This window comes from Streptomyces sp. NPDC088194, assembly GCF_040702025.1.
Lineage (GTDB): Bacteria > Actinomycetota > Actinomycetes > Streptomycetales > Streptomycetaceae > Actinacidiphila.
Window position 1 is genome coordinate 65,280 of the sequence record NZ_JBFBIV010000001.1, and the last position, 19,519, is coordinate 84,798.

17 protein-coding genes are annotated in these 19,519 nt (G+C 71.9%); 8 read left to right on the plus strand and 9 right to left on the minus strand.

Annotated elements, in window-relative coordinates:
• Positions 1 to 269 precede the first annotated feature (269 nt).
• Positions 270 to 410: a hypothetical protein gene (locus AB0399_RS00270; protein ID WP_366409729.1), complete on the plus strand. Its 141-nt coding sequence runs from the start codon at positions 270 to 272 to the stop codon at positions 408 to 410.
• A gap of 157 nt (positions 411 to 567) precedes the next feature.
• Here AB0399_RS00270 and AB0399_RS00275 read toward each other — a convergent pair whose 3' ends face one another.
• The 3 genes from AB0399_RS00275 to AB0399_RS00285 are packed head-to-tail and all read right to left on the minus strand — an operon-like array spanning position 568 to position 2,682.
• On the minus strand, positions 568 to 1,866 hold the full coding sequence (locus tag AB0399_RS00275; protein WP_366409730.1) for an ArsB/NhaD family transporter: 1,299 nt from the start codon (positions 1,864 to 1,866) through the stop codon (positions 568 to 570).
• A complete protein-coding gene (locus tag AB0399_RS00280) occupies positions 1,863 to 2,321 on the minus strand; it encodes a CBS domain-containing protein (RefSeq protein WP_366409731.1) in 459 nt (152 codons plus the stop codon). The genes AB0399_RS00275 and AB0399_RS00280 overlap by 4 nt, the downstream gene beginning before the upstream one ends.
• Positions 2,308 to 2,682 carry a hypothetical protein gene (locus tag AB0399_RS00285; RefSeq protein WP_366409732.1) on the minus strand — a complete coding sequence of 125 codons (375 nt, stop codon included), beginning with the start codon at positions 2,680 to 2,682 and terminating at the stop codon, positions 2,308 to 2,310. Before AB0399_RS00285 ends, AB0399_RS00280 begins: the two co-directional genes overlap by 14 nt.
• 491 nt (positions 2,683 to 3,173) lie before the next feature.
• Here AB0399_RS00285 and AB0399_RS00290 point away from each other — a divergent pair, with 491 nt between their 5' ends.
• Positions 3,174 to 3,782 carry a superoxide dismutase gene (locus tag AB0399_RS00290; protein WP_329366509.1) on the plus strand — a complete coding sequence of 203 codons (609 nt, stop codon included), beginning with the start codon at positions 3,174 to 3,176 and terminating at the stop codon, positions 3,780 to 3,782.
• Here the strand turns inward: AB0399_RS00290 and AB0399_RS00295 are convergent.
• The 5 genes from AB0399_RS00295 to AB0399_RS00315 all read right to left on the minus strand — a co-directional run bounded on the left by AB0399_RS00295 (position 3,758) and on the right by AB0399_RS00315 (position 11,459).
• Positions 3,758 to 3,949, minus strand: coding sequence for a hypothetical protein (locus AB0399_RS00295; RefSeq protein ID WP_366409733.1), 192 nt, complete (start codon positions 3,947 to 3,949; stop codon positions 3,758 to 3,760). The genes AB0399_RS00290 and AB0399_RS00295 overlap by 25 nt on opposite strands.
• Positions 3,946 to 4,983: a hypothetical protein gene (locus AB0399_RS00300; protein WP_366409734.1), complete on the minus strand. Its 1,038-nt coding sequence runs from the start codon at positions 4,981 to 4,983 to the stop codon at positions 3,946 to 3,948. Before AB0399_RS00300 ends, AB0399_RS00295 begins: the two co-directional genes overlap by 4 nt.
• 178 nt (positions 4,984 to 5,161) lie before the next feature.
• Entirely contained in the window at positions 5,162 to 8,035 is a 2,874-nt protein-coding gene (locus AB0399_RS00305; RefSeq protein WP_366409735.1) for a DUF6571 family protein, read from the minus strand.
• Between the two features lie 158 nt (positions 8,036 to 8,193).
• Complete coding sequence (locus AB0399_RS00310; RefSeq protein ID WP_366409736.1) at positions 8,194 to 10,722, minus strand: ABC transporter permease; 2,529 nt, start codon at positions 10,720 to 10,722, stop codon at positions 8,194 to 8,196.
• Positions 10,719 to 11,459: a helix-turn-helix domain-containing protein gene (locus AB0399_RS00315; RefSeq protein ID WP_366409737.1), complete on the minus strand. Its 741-nt coding sequence runs from the start codon at positions 11,457 to 11,459 to the stop codon at positions 10,719 to 10,721. The genes AB0399_RS00310 and AB0399_RS00315 overlap by 4 nt, the downstream gene beginning before the upstream one ends.
• A 372-nt stretch (positions 11,460 to 11,831) precedes the next feature.
• Between AB0399_RS00315 and soxR the strand changes: the two genes are divergently transcribed.
• The 6 genes from soxR (at position 11,832) to AB0399_RS00345 (ending at position 17,766) form a co-directional block, all read left to right on the plus strand.
• The gene (soxR, locus tag AB0399_RS00320) at positions 11,832 to 12,311 is read left to right on the plus strand and encodes a redox-sensitive transcriptional activator SoxR (RefSeq protein ID WP_366409738.1); all 480 of its coding nucleotides are present in this window, start codon (positions 11,832 to 11,834) and stop codon (positions 12,309 to 12,311) included.
• A gap of 162 nt (positions 12,312 to 12,473) precedes the next feature.
• Positions 12,474 to 13,964 (plus strand): MFS transporter, encoded by a 1,491-nt coding sequence (locus AB0399_RS00325; protein WP_366409739.1) that lies wholly within the window; start codon positions 12,474 to 12,476, stop codon positions 13,962 to 13,964.
• A 295-nt stretch (positions 13,965 to 14,259) separates the two neighbouring features.
• Positions 14,260 to 14,775, plus strand: a complete 516-nt coding sequence (locus tag AB0399_RS00330) for a toxin-antitoxin system HicB family antitoxin (protein WP_328467209.1) — start codon at positions 14,260 to 14,262, stop codon at positions 14,773 to 14,775.
• Positions 14,776 to 14,886: 111 nt separating this feature from the next.
• Positions 14,887 to 15,729, plus strand: a complete 843-nt coding sequence (locus AB0399_RS00335) for a DUF4097 family beta strand repeat-containing protein (RefSeq protein WP_366409740.1) — start codon at positions 14,887 to 14,889, stop codon at positions 15,727 to 15,729.
• A 262-nt stretch (positions 15,730 to 15,991) separates the two neighbouring features.
• Positions 15,992 to 16,981, plus strand: coding sequence for an ATP-binding cassette domain-containing protein (locus tag AB0399_RS00340; protein ID WP_329374087.1), 990 nt, complete (start codon positions 15,992 to 15,994; stop codon positions 16,979 to 16,981).
• Positions 16,978 to 17,766, plus strand: a complete 789-nt coding sequence (locus tag AB0399_RS00345) for an ABC transporter permease (protein ID WP_366409741.1) — start codon at positions 16,978 to 16,980, stop codon at positions 17,764 to 17,766. Before AB0399_RS00340 ends, AB0399_RS00345 begins: the two co-directional genes overlap by 4 nt.
• An 85-nt stretch (positions 17,767 to 17,851) precedes the next feature.
• Here the strand turns inward: AB0399_RS00345 and AB0399_RS00350 are convergent, their stop codons facing one another.
• Complete coding sequence (locus tag AB0399_RS00350; RefSeq protein WP_366409742.1) at positions 17,852 to 19,447, minus strand: FAD-dependent oxidoreductase; 1,596 nt, start codon at positions 19,445 to 19,447, stop codon at positions 17,852 to 17,854.
• Between the last annotated feature and the right edge of the window lie 72 nt (positions 19,448 to 19,519).

Genomic DNA, 19,519 nt, shown 5'->3' on the forward strand with positions numbered 1-19,519 from the left:
GAGGCCGCGCACCGCCGCCTCATTTGGCCGCCGTGATCAGCCGACGGCCCGACATCCCGACGGCCCGACGGCGGGCGTGCGGAACGGGGTTCGGGGGCACCCTGCCCGCCGCCCCCGGTGGACAGCCCACCGTCCGCTCAATCCTGTTGCACGGGTGGGGCGCCCGCGCCGGCCACGGCGACCGCTGGGGCTCCTTGGCCCAGTAGCAGGCGTTCCCGATCACGGCGCTGGGCGGGCTCCTCCGGGGCCGGGGGGACCTGGAGCGGGCCGTGCAGGTGTTCGTGCGCGCCGAGGAGTTGGGCGACGGGTACGCGATGGAGTACCGGGCGCGGATCTTGGCTGCCCGAGGCCGGCACGAGGAGGCCGACGCGCTGCGCGCACGGGCGGCGGCGGCCGAGCGGATGCTCTGAAACGTACGGGCGCCGCGGGCGCGGCGCTGACGTGAAGGGGGGAGCGGGCGGCTTTCGCTGGGACGAGGCGCTGGATCTGCTCGGCCCGGCACGCGCGATGTGCGGCCCGCGCAGGGACGAGCGCACCGTGCGGGCCGGCACGTCGTCGCGGCAGGCGCTAGGCCAGCGCGAAGTAGCGCAGCCACAGGTAGACCGCTGACGTGCCGACCGTCGCGGCGGTGACGACGAGCCCGTAGCGGGTGAACTGCCAGAAGGAGATGGGGCGTCCGGAGCGTTCGGCGATGCCGAGCACGACGACGTTGGCGGACGCGCCGATCGCGGTGGCGTTGCCGCCCAGGTCGGCGCCGGCCGCCAGCGCCCACCACATCACGTGGTCGCTCGCACCGCCGAGGTGGTGGACGAGGTCGGCGGTGACCGGCGCCATGGTCGCGACGTAGGGGATGTTGTCGATGACGCCGGACAGCACGCCCGAGGCGCCGAGCATCAGCATGGAGCCGCCGAACTCCTTGTCGCCGACGGCGCCGGCGAGCGCGTCGGAGACGTGGGCGACGACCCCGGTCTCGATCAGCCCGCCGATCATCACGAACAGCCCGGCGAAGAACGCCAGCGTCGGCCACTCCACCTCGGCGAGCACCTCGCCGGTCTCCACGGTGGAGACCGCCACCAGCAGACCCGCGCCGAGCAGCGCCACGATGCTCGGCTCGAACCCGATCAGCGGGTGCAGCACGAACCCGGCGATCACCAGGCCCAGCACCGTCAGCCCCTGGACGAGCAGCCGCGCGTCCCGGATCGCCTCGCGCCCGTCCAGCGCGAGCACTTCGGCGGCGCGGTCGGCGTCGTAGACGAAGGCGGAGCGGAACATGAGCCGGGCCAGGCCGATCAGCACCAGCACCAGCAGCACGGCCAGCGGCGCGAGGTGCGCCAGGAAGTCGTTGAAGGTCAGCCCGGCCCGGCTGCCGATGATGATGTTCGGCGGGTCGCCGACGAGGGTGGCGATGCCGCCGATGTTCGACGCGAAGACCTCGACGATCAGGAACGGGGCGATCGGCAGCGCGAGACGCTCGCAGATCAGCAGCGTGACGGGGGCGACGAGCAGCACGGTGGTGACGTTGTCCAGCAGCGCCGAGGCGATCGCGGTGATGGCGATGAGCATCACCATCACCCGGAAGGGCCGGGCCCGGGCCTTCCGCACCGACCAGATCGCGAGGTACTCGAACAGGCCGGTGCGTTTGAGCACTCCGACGATCATCATCATGCCCATCAGCAGGAAGATGACGTTCCAGTCGATGCCGGCGCGCTCGGAGTAGAAGGCGGCGTTGCCGTCGGTCGCCCCGACCAGCAGCATCAGCGCCGCGCCGCCCATCGCCGCGGCGACGCGGTGTATTCGCTCGCTGATGATCAGGGCGTAGGTGCCGATGAAGACGGCCAGCGCCGCCCAGCCGTGCCAGTCGTTCATGCCACTCCGAGCAGTCGGTCCAGCAGATGGGAGGCGGTGATCACGCCGAGCAGGCGGGTGCCGTCGGGTTCCTTCGCCATCACGGCGACCAGCGGGCTGCGTTCGCGGGCCATCAGCGCCGCGACCTCCAGCACGGTGGCGTCACCGGCGACCACGGGCGCCGCCGTCCGCTCCCTCGGCAGGATGTCGGCGACCGCCCGGTCCGCCAGCGCGGCGCAGAGCCGGTCCGCGTGCTGCTCGTCGACGACGGCGGCCAGCGTCGGGTCCTCGACCACGTACGACGGCACCAGGAGCCGTACGAACCGCGAGGCCGGCACGATCGCGTACGGGGCGCCGTCCGCGTCCACCACCAGCACCCCCGGCAGTCCGCGGCCCGCCAGCAGCCGGGCCGCGTCGAGCGCGGGGCTGCCGAGGGTCACGGTCGGGTAGGACCGGGCGAGTTCACGAGCGCGCATGTCCTGCCTCCTGGGTAGGGGCCGTGGGCGGCGGCCCTGGTTCGTCGCCGGGCGCGACGCCGGGCGACTCGCCGGGCGACTCGAACGCGGCCGGACACGGGCTCGCGCGGAAGGAGAGGTGCCGGCCACCGGTGAACGGCACGGTGAACAGGGCGGTGAACAGGGCGGTGAACGGGCCGAGATCGGCGGTGGCCGCGACGATCGGGCTGCCTGGCGGGCTGCGTACGCGCCCGAGCCCGCCGTCACCGACGAGCGCGCCGCCGACCGGGAAGGGCGGGGAGGCCGGCCGCACCGGCCGGGGGACAACACCCGACCGCGGCACCGCGACCAGCGGCGCCACCCCGAAGACGACGAGCACCATGGAAGACCCCGATCAGCGAAGAGAGTTCTCTCGTATTCGCCGACCAGACTTCCCGGCACACCAGCAGCAAACGTACACGACCTTCGGGCGGCTGCGGCGGGAGTCCGGAACTGCGGCAGGGTCGGTGGCTCCTCCACCGGTGCGGCACTCCCGGACCTCGCCGTGGTTTTCGTGCCTTCGAGGCCACGACGGGTCCGGGCCACGAGGGGTGTACGGCCGGTCCAGGGCTCAGCAGGTCCCTCACGCCCGTGACCTGCGGTTTCCGCGCCACCAGGCCGGTCGCCGTACGGGTGCTCAGTGGGCGGGGCCGGCCGGCCGGCGGGTGCCGGGTGAAAGACGATCAGCGAGGAAGCGGGCTTCCGGAAGCTGTCGGGCGGGCCCCGCCCGACACCATGCTCCTGCAACATGGAAGCTGTTGCAAGCTCTTCGCAATAGGGGTCTAGGGTGGGTCGTGGCATGTTGACGACCATCGTGGAAAGGGGCCGTGCCTGATGGGCACCTACGCTCTTCCGGACCTGCCGTACGACTACTCCGCGCTCGCGCCGGCGATCACCGGGGAGATCCTGGAGCTGCACCACGCGAAGCACCACGCCGCTTACGTCAAGGGCGCGAACGACACGCTGGAGCAGATCGCCGAGGCCCGTGACAAGGACGCGATCACCCCGACCGGGCTGGTCGGGCTGGAGAAGACCTTCGCGTTCAACCTCTCCGGGCACGTCCTGCACTCAATCTTCTGGCAGAACCTCTCGCCCGACGGCGGGGACCGCCCCGACGGCGCGCTGGCCACCGCGATCGACGAGCACCTCGGTGGTTTCGAGGCGTTCAAGAAGCAGCTCACCACCGCCACCGCGTCCGTACAGGGCTCCGGTTGGGGCGTGCTCGGCTGGGAGCCGCTGGGCAAGCGGCTGATCATCGAGCAGGTCTACGACCACCACGGCAACGTCGGCCAGGGCACCACCCCGCTGCTGGTCTTCGACGCCTGGGAGCACGCCTACTACCTCCAGTACAAGAACGTCCGCCCGGACTACGTCACCAAGCTGTGGGACCTGGTGAACTGGACCGACGTCAGCGCCCGCTACACCGCCGCCACCGCGAGCTGAAGGCCCGCGCCGCGCGGGGAGCGGCGCCGGTAGCCCCCGTCCGCCGGGTCGGGCCCGTCAGCAGCCGGGCCTGACCCGGTGCCGCCCCCGCCGCACGCGGCCAGTGCGAGCAGTGCGAGCAGTGCGCCGGCCAGCGCCGTGGCGGCGGGACGGGTGCGGGGGTTCATTCCTGGGTCGCCGGGAGGCGGACGACGTAGGACTTCTCGCCGGCGAGGGTCAGCTGGCCGGCGTGGTAGGTCAGGGTGCGGGGGAGGGCGCAGGGGAAGCGGGTGGCGTCGACGGGGTGGTGGACGTCGCAGGTTCCGCTCTTGGCGGCGCTCGTGGAGGGCTTCGCGGACAGCAGCAGGGTGGCGGTGCCGTCGTGGAGGTGGAGGACGTAGTCGCCGTTGCCGTGGGTGAGTTGTACCGCGTGGACGTAGAGGCCGTCGGCGCCGTCGGAGGCGAGCCAGGTGGTGGTGAGGTCGGCGGGGCGGCCGTTGACGCCGGCGACGGATGCGGGCAGGGGCAACGCGGTCGTCCCGCCCTGGGGGGAGACCACGCGGACGTCGGCGAGGGTGGTGGAACTGCTCTTCGTCCCTCGCAGGTACGTCGTGCCGTCGGGGGCCACGGCGTCGCCCACGTTGAGGAAGGTGGTGTCCTTGCCGTGGCCGACCGGTTGCTGTGCGACGCGGGTGAGCCGGCCGGACGACAGCGACCACAGCGCGCGGTCGTCGACGAGCACGACCGCGCCCGCACGGGTCACCCCGACCGGGGTGACCGCTTTGGTGAAGCGGACGTCGCCGGCCGTCGCGGTGGCGGGAGCCGAGGTGTTGTAGGGACGTGTCCGGTCGGCGTCGCCGGCCAGGACCGAGGTGTTCCCGCTCTTCGGGTCGAGCCGGACCACTTCGGCGCCGTGCCCGAACACGACCGAACCGTCCGGCATCGCCACGAGGCCCTCCGGCGGGGTCGCGTCGAAGAGGTTCCCGGTCGTGGGGAAGGTCTTCCCCTTGCCGGTGGCGCTCAGCCCGGTCAGGGCCGGGGAGTTGAGCAGATAGGTGGTGCCGGCGGCGTCGGTGGCCGCCCCGTTCGGATGAAGGGAGCCCAGCGCCTGGCCGACGGTGGTGCTGCCGTCGTACGTCCCGAGCAGCGCGGCCTGCCCCGGCTTCGGCGCGTGCGGCTTCCCCTTGCCGCCGCAGCCGGCCACCGCGACCAGCCCGACCAAGGCGACCGCGACCGAGACGGCGACGGTGGACGCGGCCGTACCGCGTCCGCGCGCCGGCCGTACCCGCCGACCCGCCCCAGATCCGCCCGCGCCAGATCTGCCCGCGCCAGATCCGCGGGCCCCAGACCCGCCCACCCCAGACCCGCCCGCGACCGTTCCGGCCACCCGCTCAGCTCCGTCAGTTGACATTGTTCGAGCTCCCTGTGTGCTCGGAGGTGGTCTGCGAGTGGCCCTCCTTCGCGTAGTTGGAGAGCTGGTTGATGGTGTTCTGCTGGGAGGTGGGCAGCCCGTCGAACCACCGGTCGTACTCGGTCCCGTTGAACTTGGTCATGTCGAAGTTCCCGTCGTGGTACCAGGCGTACGGCGGCGGGTTGATCGTGCCCGCGTGGATGAGGCCGTTGGCCGCCGGTATCTGGAGGGACTGCTCCTCCTGGAAGTCGGCCTTCTGCGCCGCGTTGGTGACGTCGGCGGCGTGGGTAGTGGAGAACTGGTAGGAGAGCCAGGCGCTGCCGCCACCGTTGGCCATGGCCACGATCGCGGGCGCTTCCTCCGGGATGAGCGGACCGATCAGGCCGCCCGCGATCCACGCGTACATCGCGTCGTTCTGCGCCTGCGCGTCGGCCTTCGCCGCCGGCTGGTACTTCAGGTCGCTCATGACGTTGTCGATGCTGCCGTCGAGCCGGCCCAGGTTGGTGAGGACCGTGCTGGCGTCCTTCGAGGAGCTGTCGCCCTGGTAACGGGCGCTCTCGGTGGTGATGTTGGCGTGCACGGCGGCCCGGAAGTCGCCGGCGGCCGCGGGGTTGCCGTTCATGAACTCGTGCATGAAGAGGTTCAGGTCCGTGGGGTTGGCGTTGATCTGTGGCCGGCCGCTCGCGTCGTGGTCGACCTCGAATCCCGCCGAGCCCATGTGGGTCTGCGCGCTCGTGAAGTCCGGCACGTAGGCTCCGGCGACGTCGGCGAGGGCGACCCCCAGCTTCGGCGGCAACTGCTGCCCGCCGGACTTGTAGTGGCTCGCGCCGGCCTGGAAGACGTTCGCGGCGGCCTGCGTGGCGTCGGTGTCGATGTCCTTGTTGCCGCTGCCGCGCTTGGTCGCCTGCAGGAGGACCTGGGAGGGGAACTCGGAGTCGTCGCTGATTCCGGGTGTCTGCCAGTTGGCGTTGACGAGCTGCTCGGCGGCGAACTTGCCGTCCCCGCCCGAGAGCAGGTCGCGGGACGCCTGCTGGTTCTCGCCGAGCTTGGACAGCACCGCGAGGCTGGGGTCGTTGGCGGACACTCCCCGCGCGATGTCCTGCTGCTGGCTGATGCTCTTGGTGAAGTTGTCCTCGTGCAGGCCGAGTTCCTTGTACCAGGGGTCCTTGTCCGGGTCGATCCAGCTGTCGACCGTACCGATGCTCATGTCCCCGGGGGTGTAGCTCGGGCGCAGGTTGTCCTTCTGGTCGGCGCGCCAGTGCAGGGCGGCGTCGCCCATGTTCGTCAGGAACGTGGGTTCCCACTTGTCGCCGGAGGGGCCGTACTTGACGAGCATGCTCGCCGACCACATGTCGTGGGGGGAGGTGAAGGTCTTCGCGTCGAACTGCGGGAGGTTGCCGGCCTTGCTGAGCTGGGTCGCCGCCGCCAGGTTGTCGCCGAACTCGCCGAGGATCTTGGTCGAGTCCGGGCTGAGCACGGTGCCGCCGTGGGTGCCGTCCATGGCGTGGAGTTCGAGCGCCAGGTTCGATTCGAGGTCGGCGCCGCCGTTGCCGTAGTAGCCCTGCATGAAGCCGGTGTCGTTCTTGCCCGCTTCGGCCTGGTCGGCGGCGGAGTGGATCGCGGTGCGGGTGGCGGGCCACTTCGGGTCGGCGCTCTGGGTCAGCTTCAGCAGTGTCGCGGTCTGGGTGCCGGTCTGCTGCGGGGTGGCGCCGGCGGGCGTGCCGAACATCTCGAAGGTGGTGGCGATGAAGTCCTGGTAGTCGCTCTGCTTGGCGTTGCTGCCGCTGAGCGCGCTCATCGCGGCGGTGGCGAAGTCGGTCTCGGTTCCGGAGTGCAGGACCGGGGCGTAGTACGAGCCGTACGGCCCCTGGGTCGAGTGGTCGCCGGAGCCTGCCATGAGGGTGGCCTGGAACGCGGCGGTCATGTCCGCGTCGTGCTGTGAACCGACGTATGAGGCAAGGGACTTGAGGTTGCCGTTCAGGTCGGTCTTGCCCGGGTCCTGGCCCATGTTGGCGAAGACCTGCTGGGTGGCGGCCTCGTTCGGGGACAGCGCGTGGAGGTCGAGTGCCACGACGTCCTTCGGCAGCCCGAGCACGTCGGCGGCGTCGAACGGGTCGCTGCTGAAGTTCTGCTTGGGGTCCTTGGCGAACTGGTCCATCCCGGCCGCCCGGGTGGTCTTGACCAGGAAGTCCGTGGAGAAGTTGCCGTACTGGAGCATCGCGGCCCGGTTCCAGGCCGCGCTGTTGGAGCCCTTGGGCAGGGGCGAGGTGTAGTACGAGACGACCTTGTCGAAGCCCGGCACCGGGTAGGCGGCGTCGGTCGCCGTGCCGAGGGCGTGGCTGAAGACCGTCAGGTCGCTGCCGGCGGTGCTGCTGTGGGTCGAGGCGAGCAGCGTGGGCAGTGAGGTGGCCTCCGACGGGGTGAGGTTGGCGTAGAAGGCCGCGCAGTAGTCCGGGTCGTCCTGGTGTGCCAGCAACTCCTGGGCGAGCGTGTGGTATTGGTCGCCGGCCTTGCTGTCGCCGCCGTTGTTGGCGTTGAACTGCTGGGCCAGCTTCTTGCCGTCCGCCTGCGCCTGCGCGGACGACTCGGTGACCGGCTCCGGGATCTGCACCATGTGCATGTCCGGCCCGTTGCCCGCGGCCGCCGCGGCGGCCAGGGTCTCCCGCCGTTTGAGCTTCGGCGACTCGTCGTCCAGCCAGCCGCAGATCGTCAGGAGACTGCTCAGGTCCTGGGTGTCGAGCCCCTTCGCCGTGAACTGCCCCATGTAGCGCGACACCAGGTCCCGCAGATGCTGCCGGTCACCGTCGAACGACGAGATCATCTGCTTCAGCGCGGTCGGGTCGATACCCGAGAACTCCCCCATGGCGTCCCCCCGTGGACTTCATGGCGCCGGTCGGCGCCGCCGCTTCCATTAACGCACCCGAGCCCGCCGCACGCCCGTTCGCCGCGAGATCCTTGACGCTCCCTGTACGTTCGCGGGCCCATCTGCCGGGACGGGCCGCGCCGGGCCGATCGCGCGCGTCATTCCTGGGCCGTCGCCACCGTCACCGCCCGCACCCTCAGTGCCACGCGTCCGGGCAGCGCGGTCGCGACAAGCGCGAGGAGTCCGGCCGCGGCGACCACCGTCACGTACAGGTGCGGGGTGACGGCGGGTGCCGTGCGGCCCGTCATGCCGATGCTGAACGAGGTCAGGACGGCCAGGGCGATGCCGCTGCCGAGGAGGGTGCCGAGCAGGAGGACCGACAGGGCCTCGGTCCGCAGCATGCCCAGCACCTGGCGGCGGGTCGCCCCGGCCAGCCGCAGCAGCGCGAACTCCCGGACCCGCTCGGAGACGGACATGGCGAGGGTGTTGACCACCGCGATCGCGGTGAAGGCCAGGACGAGCCCCATGGCGATGAGGTTGACCTCCGCGTCGGTCTGCTGCCGCCGCGCCTGGAGGGAGTCCGCGGCGGCGGGGGAGAGCACCCGAAGGCCCGGGAAGTCGCGCAGATTCGCGGCGAGTTGTGAGCGGGTGCGGTCCGTGCTGACGAGGAGGGAGGCGGCGAGCGGGTTGTCGACGTGCCGGGCGAGCAGGTCGTGCGCGAAGGTGAGGTCTCCGAAGCCGAGCCCCCTGGCGTAGACGGCGGCGACGGTGAGCGTGGCGGGGGTGCCGTCGCCGAGGGTGAGTCTCAGGGTGCTTCCGGGCTTCACGTGGTGCTGGCGCGCGGCCAGTTCGCTGACCGCGACGCTGTGCTCGGTGAGCCCGCCGAGGGAGCCGGCGGTGACGTGCGGGTCCCAGGTGCGGGCGAGCCCGGCCGGCGTGACGCCCTGGGCCGGGTACTTGTCGAAGCCGATCCGGACGGTCGTACGGACCACTTCGGTGACGACGTCGTGCCGGGTGCGCAGTTGACGTGCCGCCTCGGACGGGACGCCGGGCCCCTGGGAGGCGACCACCCAGTCGGCCAGGACACCCGCACGGGCCTGGGCGCGAGCCGCGTCGCCGAGGGTGGACTGCACGAAGAGCACCGTGCAGGTCATCGCGACGAGCAGGGTGAGGGGGGTGACGACGGAGGCCATACGGGTGGCGTTGCCGCGGAGGTTGGCGGTGGCGAGCCTGCCACCGGGACCGGACCAGCGCAGCGGTCCGGCCAGCAGAAGGGCGGCCGCTTTGACCAGGAGCGGCCCGAGCAGCGCGACGGCGGTGGACAGGACGACGACGGCGAGGAACGTCACCGGTGTGGAGGCGGGTTCGGTGTGCAGGCTGCTGAGCAGTGCGACCAGGACGCCGCCGCCGGCGAGCAGCAGGAGGCCGGCGAGGAGGCGTCCGTAGGAGAGCCGGGTGGTTTCGGTCCGGGCTTCGGTGAGTGCCTCGGCCGGGTGGATACGGGCGACGCGGCGCGAGGCGATGCGCGCGGCGGCCCACGCGCCCAGCAGGGTCACGGCGAGGCCGGCGAGCGGGGGAACGAAGCCGGAGGTGTGCTGGAGGGTGGTGGGCACCGCGCCCGCAGCGGTGAACCGGGCGTACAGCCAGTCGCCCAGGGGGAGCCCGAGCAGGGCCCCGGCCGTTCCCGCGGTCGCTCCGACGATCAGGGCCTCCCGTCCCAGCAGCTTGCGGATCTGCCCGGAGGTGGCGGCGATGGCGCGGAGCAGGGCGAGTTCGCGGAGGCGTTGCTGGACGGAGAGCGCGAACGTCCCCACGACCACGAGCACCGCCACGAGCAGCGAGGTGCCTCCCATCGCGCCGCCGATGCTGACCAGCTTGACGCGGGCCGCGGCGGCGTCCAGGAACTCCACCGGACCGCGGGCGCCTCCGGTGCTGACCTGGGCACCGGTGCCGTGCAGCGCCGCAGCCACGGCATCGCGCAGCCGGCCCGGATCGGTGCCCGCCGCCGGGATCACGCCGAACGCGGTGACCTGCCCGGGGCGGGCGGCCAGCCGGCTCGCCTCGGCGGCGGAGAAGAAGAGGGACGTCTGGTGGGTCACGCTCGTGGCGGGGGCGGCGACACCGCTGACGCGGTAGGTGCGCGGAGCCCGCGTCGACTGGACGGTGAGGCGGTCACCGGGTTCGAGGTGCGCGCGCCCGGCGAGGTAGCCGTCGACCACGACGTCGGAGTCGGCCGTGGGAGCGGTGCCCGCGGTGAGCCGGTACGGCGTCAGCGCGGCGGATTCCCAGGCGTGTCCGTAGGCGCTCCTCCCGCCGGTGCCGTTCGCGGTCAACGGCTCTGCTAGGAAGGTGAGTTCGGGGATGACGCGGGTGACGCCCGGAGTCGCGGACAGGGTGCCCGCGATGCCGGCCGGGAGCCAGGCGCGTTCGGCGACAGGTTTGGCCTTGTGTTTGACCTTGGTCTTGCCCTTCTTGTGCTTCACGGTGGTCTGGTGGACGTTCTGGTCGGCGGAGACCACGATCGGGGCCGCGGCGTAGCGCTCGGTTCTGACGCTGCCGCGCAGCCCCGTGTCCAGGAGCGTGCCGCACGCGGTCATCAGGGCGGCCGCGCACATCAGGGCGACGAAGGCACCGAGGAAGCCCGCCTTGCGCGCGCGGACGGTCTTCAGGGCGTAGCGCAGCATCATGAGTGGTCGGCCTTCCTGCTGTCGTGTGCGGTCTCGTTTTTCGGGCCGGCTTCCGAACTGCCGTGGGCAGCGGGCTCGTTCACCGGTTCGGCCGTCGAGTCGTTCACCGTCTCGGGCGTCGGCTCAGCCGTCGGCTCGGGCGCCGGGAATCCGAGGAAGCGGGTCAGCAACGTGCGTGCGCCGGGCGGCGTTTCGGACTCGGGCCGCTTGTAGCGGTTGAGGAGGGCGATGTACTCCTCGAAGAAGGACCTGAGTTCGGGCAGCGTGAGCCGGACACTGCCGCGCGAGTAGAGGAACGCGTCCGCCCAGGGACCGTCCTCGGCGTCCCGTTGCAGCCGTTCGAAGAGCTCCAGGTCCCCGGCGTACGCATGGTGGTTGAGCTCATCCATGACCTGCCGCATCTCGGGACTCTGGCGGCTGCGCGGCGGGAAGCGGCGGTCCCCGGGAACCATCCGCCACCACCGCTCGCGGTGCGCGCTCGGACCGCCGTCCGTCTCCTCGACGAAGCCGTATCTGGCCAGTTCGCGCAGGTGGTAGCTGGTCGCGCCGGTGTTCAGCCCGAGGGCTCGGGCGAGCATCGCCGACGTGGCCGGGCCGTGCAGGGTCAGGTGCTGGAAGACGGCCTGCCTGCGGGGGTGGGCGAGGGCCTTGAGCGTGGCGAGGTCGCCGAGTTCGACGGGCGTCGCGAAGGCGCCTCGCGCCGCGGGGAGTTCACCGGAGCCGGGTTGCTGGGGCATGGCTCCACAGTCGTCCGTGCACAGGTGTCTGTGCACTGCGGCAACCCGGCGTCCTCGAACGGGGGTTACCCCCACCACCCGCGGCCGTCCGGTGCGGCTTGAGCTCAACCTCGGTTGAGGTCGTAGCGTCGAGGCAGCCACCGCGGGAAAGGACATCTCTGCCGTGATCGCGATCGCGCACGCATCGGCCGGCGCTGCCACGTGTACGGCGACCCGTGCCGCCCGTGGACCGTCCGCCGCTACGCCCGGCCGTTGCATGGCGGGGGAGCCGCGGGTGTCGGGCTCGGGCCGTTGCGGGGTGGGGGAGCCCCGGGTGCCGGGCTCGGGCCGTTGCATGGCGGGGGAGCGGCGGGTGTCGGGCTCGGGCCGGCCATGACGCAGGACAGGCACGTCGACCCGGACGTTCCCCTCGCGGTCGGCGAGGTGACGAGACGAACCGGAGTGTCCGCTTCCGCGCTCCACTTCTACGAACGCAAGGGCCTGATCTTCTCCACCCGCAACAGCGGCAACCAGCGTCTCTACCCGCGCCATATGCTGCGGCGCGTCTCGCTCATCATCGTCGCCCGCCGCCTCGGCATCCCCCTCTCCGACCTCGCGACCGTCTTCGCCGCCCTCCCGCAGGACCGTGCGCCGACGGATGCGGACTGGCAGCGGATGTCGCGGCGCTGGAAGCGCCAGTTGCAGGAGCGCCGGCGGGTCCTGGAGCAACTCGAACACGAACTCACCGGCTGCATCGGGTGCGGCTGCCTGTCGATGCGGGCCTGCGTCCTGCTCAACCCCGACGACGCACTTCAGCACAAGGGCCCGGGCCCAGTCCGGTTGCAGGAGCCACCGCGCCGGAAGCCGCGGTAGGGGGAGCGCGCTCCGGGCGTGGGCGGGTCACGCCGCCGGGGGGACCCGGCGGGCCGGCGGGATCGAGGGGTTGACCGCAGTCGAGGGGGGTTGACCTCAACCGCGGTCGAGGCGGTGGGCTGGCGCCGGAAACACGCTCATCCCTCGGCGAAGGCGAGTCCCATGAATACGGAAACCGCGGCCCAGGGCACCGGTGCCAGGGGGTCCGGCCCTGCGGTGGAACCAGCGAACCGGACCCTCCCGGTGGTCCTGGTCGGCGTCGTGCTGGTGGCGATGTCGATCTCCGGTACGGCGGTGGCACTGCCGGACATCGGCGCCGACCTGGACGCGTCGGGGTCGGCCCTGAACTGGGTGGTCGGCGGCTACAACCTGGCCTTCGCGGCGACCACCCTGGTCGCCGGGTCGACCGCGGACCGTATCGGCCGCAGACGGGTCTTCGTCATGTCCGCCCTGGTCTTCGCCGTGGGGTTCGTCGTGACCGCCGCGAGCCCTTCGATCGTCGTCACCGACCTCGCCCGGGTCGTCTCCGGCGCCGGCGGCGCGGGCGTCATGGCCGCGGGAGGCGCGATCCTCGCCCACACTTTCGACGGCGCGGCCCGTAACCGCGCGTTCGCGCTGATGGGCACCATGGCCGGGGTCGGCATCGCGGTCGGCCCGACGCTCGCCGGACTGCTGATCGCCGTCACCGGATGGCGCGGCGGCTTCGTCGTGTTCGCGCTCGTCGGTCTCGCCGTCGCCCTGGGCGCCCTGCGCCTTCGCGAGTCCCGCGCCCCGGGAGGGGCCGGCGACCCGGTGGGAAGCGTCCTGTTCATCACGGCGCTGACCCTCGTGATGTCCGCGGTCCTGCAAGGCCCCACGGCCGGGTGGGGCGACCCGCTCATCGTGTCCGCACTGGCCGCGGCCCTGCTGGTCCTGATCCTGTTCGCGCTCGTGCAACGGCGCAGCGCGATGCCCGTACTGGCGCCCTCGCTCGTGGCGAACCGCGGGTTCCTGGGGTGGAGCCTGGCCACGCTGACCACGTCCGTCGGGTTCCTCGGCGTGCTGGTCTTCCTTCCGACCTACCTCCAGACCGCCACCGGCATGTCTCCGGCGCTCGCCGGTGTCACGATGCTGCTCCTGACCGCGCCTGTCCTCTTCATGCCCCTGGTCGCCGTCGCCCTGATCGGCAAGGGCCGCTCGCCCCGGCTGCTCATCCTCGGCGCCCTGGTCCTCGTCGTCGCGGGGAACCTCTGGCTCACCGCGCTGCGGGGCCAGCACACGGTCGCCGTGATCGCCGTACCGCTGCTGATGATCGGTACCGGGATGGGCGCGTCCTTCGGCATCACCGACGGGCAGGCCATGAGCCTGGTCCCCCCGGAGTCGGTCGGCATGGCCGCGGGATTCCTCAACACGCTCCGGGGGGCGGCCGAAGCGCTGGTCATCGCCGGCTTCAGCGCCTCCCTCCTCGGGCTGCTCACCCACCGGCTCCGCGACCGCCCCCACGCCGCCGCCGTCAGCTCCGGCCACCTCAGCGCCGACCGTCTCCACGCCACGGCGGAACTGTCCGCGCTCACCTGGTCCTGGCGCCTCACCCAACTGGGCGTCAGCGCCCTCTGCGCGGCGCTCACGATCACCGTCGCGATCCTGATCCGCCCCCGCGACCGCACCACCTGAGCCCTCCCGGCGCCGCCCTCTTGCGGCGGCGCCTCAGCCTCGCCCACACCACCCGGCGGTGGACGCGCGAGCGCGGGCGGGGGTGGTGGGGGTGTGGTGTGGTGTCACGTGGTGCGAGGTGGTGCCAGCTGGCGCCATTCGTGTGCCGTCATGGTGGCGGGGAGCCGGGTGGTGCCGCGCTGGCTCAGGCTGGCTCTGCTCGTTTCTGCAGGTGGGAGGGGTGGTTCGGGAGGGGTGGCGTCGTGGTGGGGTGAAGGGGTTGCGCGTGGCGCCAATGTGGTGCCATGATGGCGTCATGGATCTGAACCCGTATGTCGACGCCCTTCGTCGCGAACTTGCCGTGGCCGCCGAGGCCGGCGGGGAGGATGCCCGCGAGTTGGCCGAGCGGCTCACCGCTCCGCTGGAGTCGGCGACCCGGCTGGCCATGCTCAACGTGCTCTCCGCCGCGATGGACGAGGTCACCCGCGAGCTCGCCCCGGGCTCCGTCGACGTACGGCTGCGCGGGCTCGACCCGGACTTCGTGGTGACGCTGCCGCCCTCCGACAGCGGTCCCGCGGAGCCGGCCGCGCCCGTGGAACCGCTCAAGGGGCAGGCGCCCGACGACGGGGACGAGGGCGGCACCGCCCGCGTGAACCTGCGCCTGCCGGCGCACCTCAAGGCGCGTGCCGAGGAGGCCGCGAGCCGCGAGGGCCTGTCGGTCAACGCGTGGCTGGTCCGGGCCGTGTCGGCCGCGGTCGGCGGTGGCACGCAGCCGCGCAGGACGGAGAAGACCCGCACCATCGGACAGAGCTTCACCGGCTGGGTGCGCTGACCGCGCCCACGCCAACGCGCACCACCCGCACGCGCACTCACCCGCCCACTCCCACCCTTACCGCGTCCCACCAGCGCGGACGCCGAAACGACTCGCGAGGACGGTACAGCCATGCCTTCTTTCGACACCCCCGAACCGATCTCGGTCATCGCCCACGTGGGCGCCGGCTCCATCCAGTTCACCGCGGCCGACCGCACCGACACGGTCGTCGAGGTACGGCCGCGCGACCCGAAGCGGGACCGGGACGTGCGGGCCGCCGAGCAGACCGAAGTCACGTACGCGAGCGGCGTCCTGACCGTCAGGACGAAGCAGCGCTATCTCGTCGGGCCCACCGGCTCCGTCGACGTGATGGTCGACCTGCCCACCGGCTCGGGCGTGGAGGTGACCGGCTCCTGGACCCGGGTGCTCGGCGAGGGCCGGTTCGGCGAGGTCCGGGTGAAGACCTCGGGCGGTGACGTCCGCTTCGACACGACCGGGCCCGTCCAGTTGGCCGCCTCGTACGGCGCGGTCACCATCGACCGGATCGAGGGCACGGCCGAGATCACCGCCAGCTTCGGCAGCCTGCGCGTCGGCACCATCGACGGCCCGGCCGTCCTGAAGAACTCGCACGGCGCCACGACCGTAGGCGCCGCGATCGGCGACCTGCGGGTGAGCGGTGCGCACGGCAACATCGACATCGCGCGCGCCGAGGGATCGGTCACCGCCACCACCGCCCACGGGGCCTTGGGTCTCGCCGAAGTCGCGCGCGGAAAAGTCCAGTTGGACACGTCCTACGGGGCCATCGAGGTCGGTGTCCGCGAGGGCACCGCCGCCTGGCTCGACGTCAGCTCCGAGCACGGGCAGGTGCGCAACGCACTCGCCGAGGCCGGGGTCCCGCAGGAGACGGAGGACACCGTCGAGGTCCGCGCCCGGACCCGGTGGGGCAACATCGACGTGCGCCGCAGCCGGCTCTGAGCGCCCGCCCCGCGACCCTGCGTACCGGCTCCGCCGACCCTGAGCACCGCCGCCGCTGCCCGCCGACCCTGAGCACCGGCCCCGCCAACCCGCCCGCTCCGCCCCGCGGTTAGCCCCTCACGCCTCACCCTTCACGCTCGCACCCCACCCCCGCCCCGCCACGCCTTGCCTCGCCTCACCCTTCACGCTCGCACCCCACCCCTGCCCCGCCCCGCCTTGCCTCGCCTCGACTCGAACGGGAGAGCCCATGGCTTCCTCTGTCATGCCCACGCCCAGGCATGCCGACCCCTATCCACCCGCCGCCATCTCCGCGCTCGGCCTGCGCAAGTCCTACGGGGACAAGCTCGTCCTCGACGGCATCGACCTGCGCATCCCGGCCGGCTCCGTCTTCGCCCTGCTCGGGCCGAACGGCGCCGGCAAGACCACCGTCGTCAACATCCTCTCCACCCTCATCACCGCCGACGCCGGCCAGGCCCAGGTCGCGGGCCACGACGTGAACGCGGCGCCGCACGGGGTGCGCGGCGCGATCGGCGTCACCGGCCAGTTCTCCGCCGTCGACAACCTGGTCACCGGCGAGGAGAACATGCTCCTCATGGCGGACCTGCACCACCTCCCCCGCCGCGAGGGCCGCCGCACCACCGCCGAACTGCTGGAGCGCTTCGACCTGGTGGAGGCCGCGAAGAAGCCCGCCTCCACCTACTCCGGCGGCATGAAGCGCCGTCTCGACATCGCCATGACCCTGGTCGGCGCCCCGCGGATCATCTTCCTCGACGAGCCGACCACCGGCCTCGACCCGCGCAGCCGCCACACCATGTGGGGGATCATCCGCGAGCTGGTCGCCGGCGGCGTGACCGTCTTCCTCACCACCCAGTACCTGGACGAGGCCGACGAACTCGCCGACCGCATCGCGGTGTTGAGCGACGGCACGATCGCCGCCGAGGGCAGCCCCGACGAGTTGAAGCGGCTCGTCCCGGGCGGGCACGTACGGCTGCGGTTCACCGACCCCTCCGCGTACCAGTCCGCCGCCGTCGCCCTGCGCGACGCCGCCAGGGACGACGCGGCGCTGTCGCTGCAGATCCCGCACGACGGCGGCCAGCGCGCGCTGCGCGCCCTCCTCGACCGGCTGGACTCGGCCGGCGTCGAGGCGGACGAACTGTCCGTGCACACCCCCGACCTCGACGACGTGTTCTTCGCCCTGACCGGCGGCGCCGCGACGGGCGGGTCCGACCACCCCCAGGAGGAAGCCCGATGAGCTCGCTCTCCCTCGCCGTGCGCGACTCGAACACGATGCTGCGCCGCAACCTGCTGCACGTGCGGCGCTACCCGTCCCTGACCCTGAACCTGCTGCTCACGCCGCTGATGCTCCTGCTGCTGTTCGTCTACGTCTTCGGCGACGTGATGAGCGCGGGGATCGGTGGCGGCGCCGACCGCTCCGCGTACATCGCCTACATCGTGCCGGGCATCCTGATGATGACCGTCGGCAGCACCGTGGTCGGAGCGGCGGTCTCCATCGCCATGGACATGTCCGAGGGAGTCGTCGCCCGCTTCCGTACGATGGCGATCCACCGCGGCTCCGTGATCATCGGGCACGTCGTCGGGAGCGTGCTCCAGTCGCTGGCCAGCGCGGTCCTCGTCGGTGCCGTCGCCGTGGCGATCGGCTTCCGGTCCAAGGACGCCACGGCCCTGGAGTGGCTGGCGGCGTTCGGCCTGCTCGCGCTCTTCGCCCTGGCGCTCACCTGGATCGCGGTCGGGATGGGCATGGCCAGCCCGAACGCTGAGGCAGCCGGCAACAGCGCCACGCCGCTGGTCCTCCTCCCGCTCATCTCCAGCGCCTTCATCCCGGCCGACACGATGCCCGGCTGGTTCCGGCCGATCGCCGAGTACCAGCCGTTCACCCCGGCCATCGAGACCCTGCGCGGGCTCCTGCTGGGCACCGGGATCGGCGACAACTGGTGGATCGCGCTGATCTGGTGCGTCGGCCTGACCGCACTCGGCTACCGCTGGTCGTCGGCGCTGTTCGACCGAGACCCGAAGTAGCGGCGGGGACCGGGCGGATACCCAGCGGGGTATCCGCCCGGCGCCGCGCGTGGCCTTCTCCGGGAAGGCGGCGCGGCTCCGGCGATCAGGCGAGGACGCGCTGGTGCAGCGCGGTGACCGCGCTGCGGGCCGAGGTGAACGCGCCGTGCTGCCACGCGTCCATGTAGCTCAGCCAGTCGCCGGCGAAGTAGACCCGGCCGGTGGGCTGGGTGAGCGGCTTGTACCGGGGGTCGTCCGGGCCGCCGGGGGTGCTGTGCCAGGCGGCTTCCTGGTAGGGGAACTGGCGCCAGTGATGCGAGAACGAACTGGCCAGCTCGGAACGGTACTTGGCGCCGTAGATCTTCACGCCGGCCGCCACCGCACGGGCTTCACGCTGGGCCGGGGTGAGCGGAGCGTAGGAGTCCGCGTTCGAACCGGTGTTGTAGTAGCCGATCATCAGGCCCCGCTCGCCGTGGAAGCCGTAGGAGGGGTGCCAGATGTGCGTGACGTCGAGGTCGGTCTCGGTGATGCCGCCGTAGATGCGGTAATCGGTCTCCCACCAGCGGGACTTGTACTCCAGGCCGATCTTGGCCGCGGACGACGGCTTGATCGCCTCCAGCGCGGACTGCACGCCGGAGCCGAGGTTGTGCGGGACCTTGGCCAGGATGTTGGGCGGCATCGCGGACACGCAGAAGTCCGCGGTGAGGCTGCGGGCACGGCCGTCGCGCTCGTAGGTGACGGTGACGCCGTGCTCGGTGTCGGTGATCCGCGTGACGGCGCTGCCGTACTGGATGCGGTGCCCGCCGACGGCACGAGCGAGCGCGTACGGTATTCGGTCCATGCCGCCGACCGGCTGGAACATCAGCATGGCCTGGTCGAACTCGAACTCGAAGGAGAAGTAGCGGCCGACGCCGGTGGCGAAGACGTCCGACGCCGACGGCACGTCGCCGGCCACCACGCCGGGTTGGCCCGCGGCACCGGGCCACACGCTGTATCCGCGCCGGGTGCTGCCGCTGTAGTCCAGGGTGTCGCCGAGGTCGCCGTAGTCCTTGAGGAAGTCCATCAGGCGCTCTTTGTCCGACCCGGTCAACTGCTGGTCGAGCGCGCCCTGGTCGGTGAGTTTGGCCAGGAGTTCGGTGGCGTAGCCGAACACGTCCGCCTTCGCCACGCGGTAGCGCATCGGGGCGGTCATGCCGGCGGACTCGTTGTAGAGGAAGGCGTCCGCGTTGACGTTCGTGAACACCTCGATGGGCACGCCCAGTTCGCGGCAGTAGTCGAGGGTGACCATCCACTGCGCGAGGCGGGCCGGGCCGGCGTTCATGTACTGGCCGTCGGAGAATCGGGCGGTCTGCTTGTTGCCGTACAGGTCGGTGGTGGTGGTGCCGCCGCGGATGGTGAAGTTGCGGCCGCCGGGGCGGTTTTGGGCTTCGAGGATCGTGCAGTCGTATCCGGCCTTGCCGAGTTCGTACGCGGTGGCGAGCCCGGCGATGCCGCCGCCGAGCACGACGACCTTCGCGGCGGCCCGCCCGGAGAGCGTGAAGTCGCCCTTGCGCGGCGCACGGTAGTTCGCGGCCTCCTGCCCGGCCGCCTCGGCCGTCTGGGTCAGGCCGAGCGCTCCCATGGTGGCGAGCATGGCACCCGCTCCGCCGGTGGCACCCACCGCACGCAAGAACGCACGTCGGTTGAACTGGGTCACTGTCATGTCCCCTTTCCTTCGCTGGCCGCAGCGGACTCTGGCAGCCGGCTGTTACGGAGGACCTCCTGTACGTGTGTC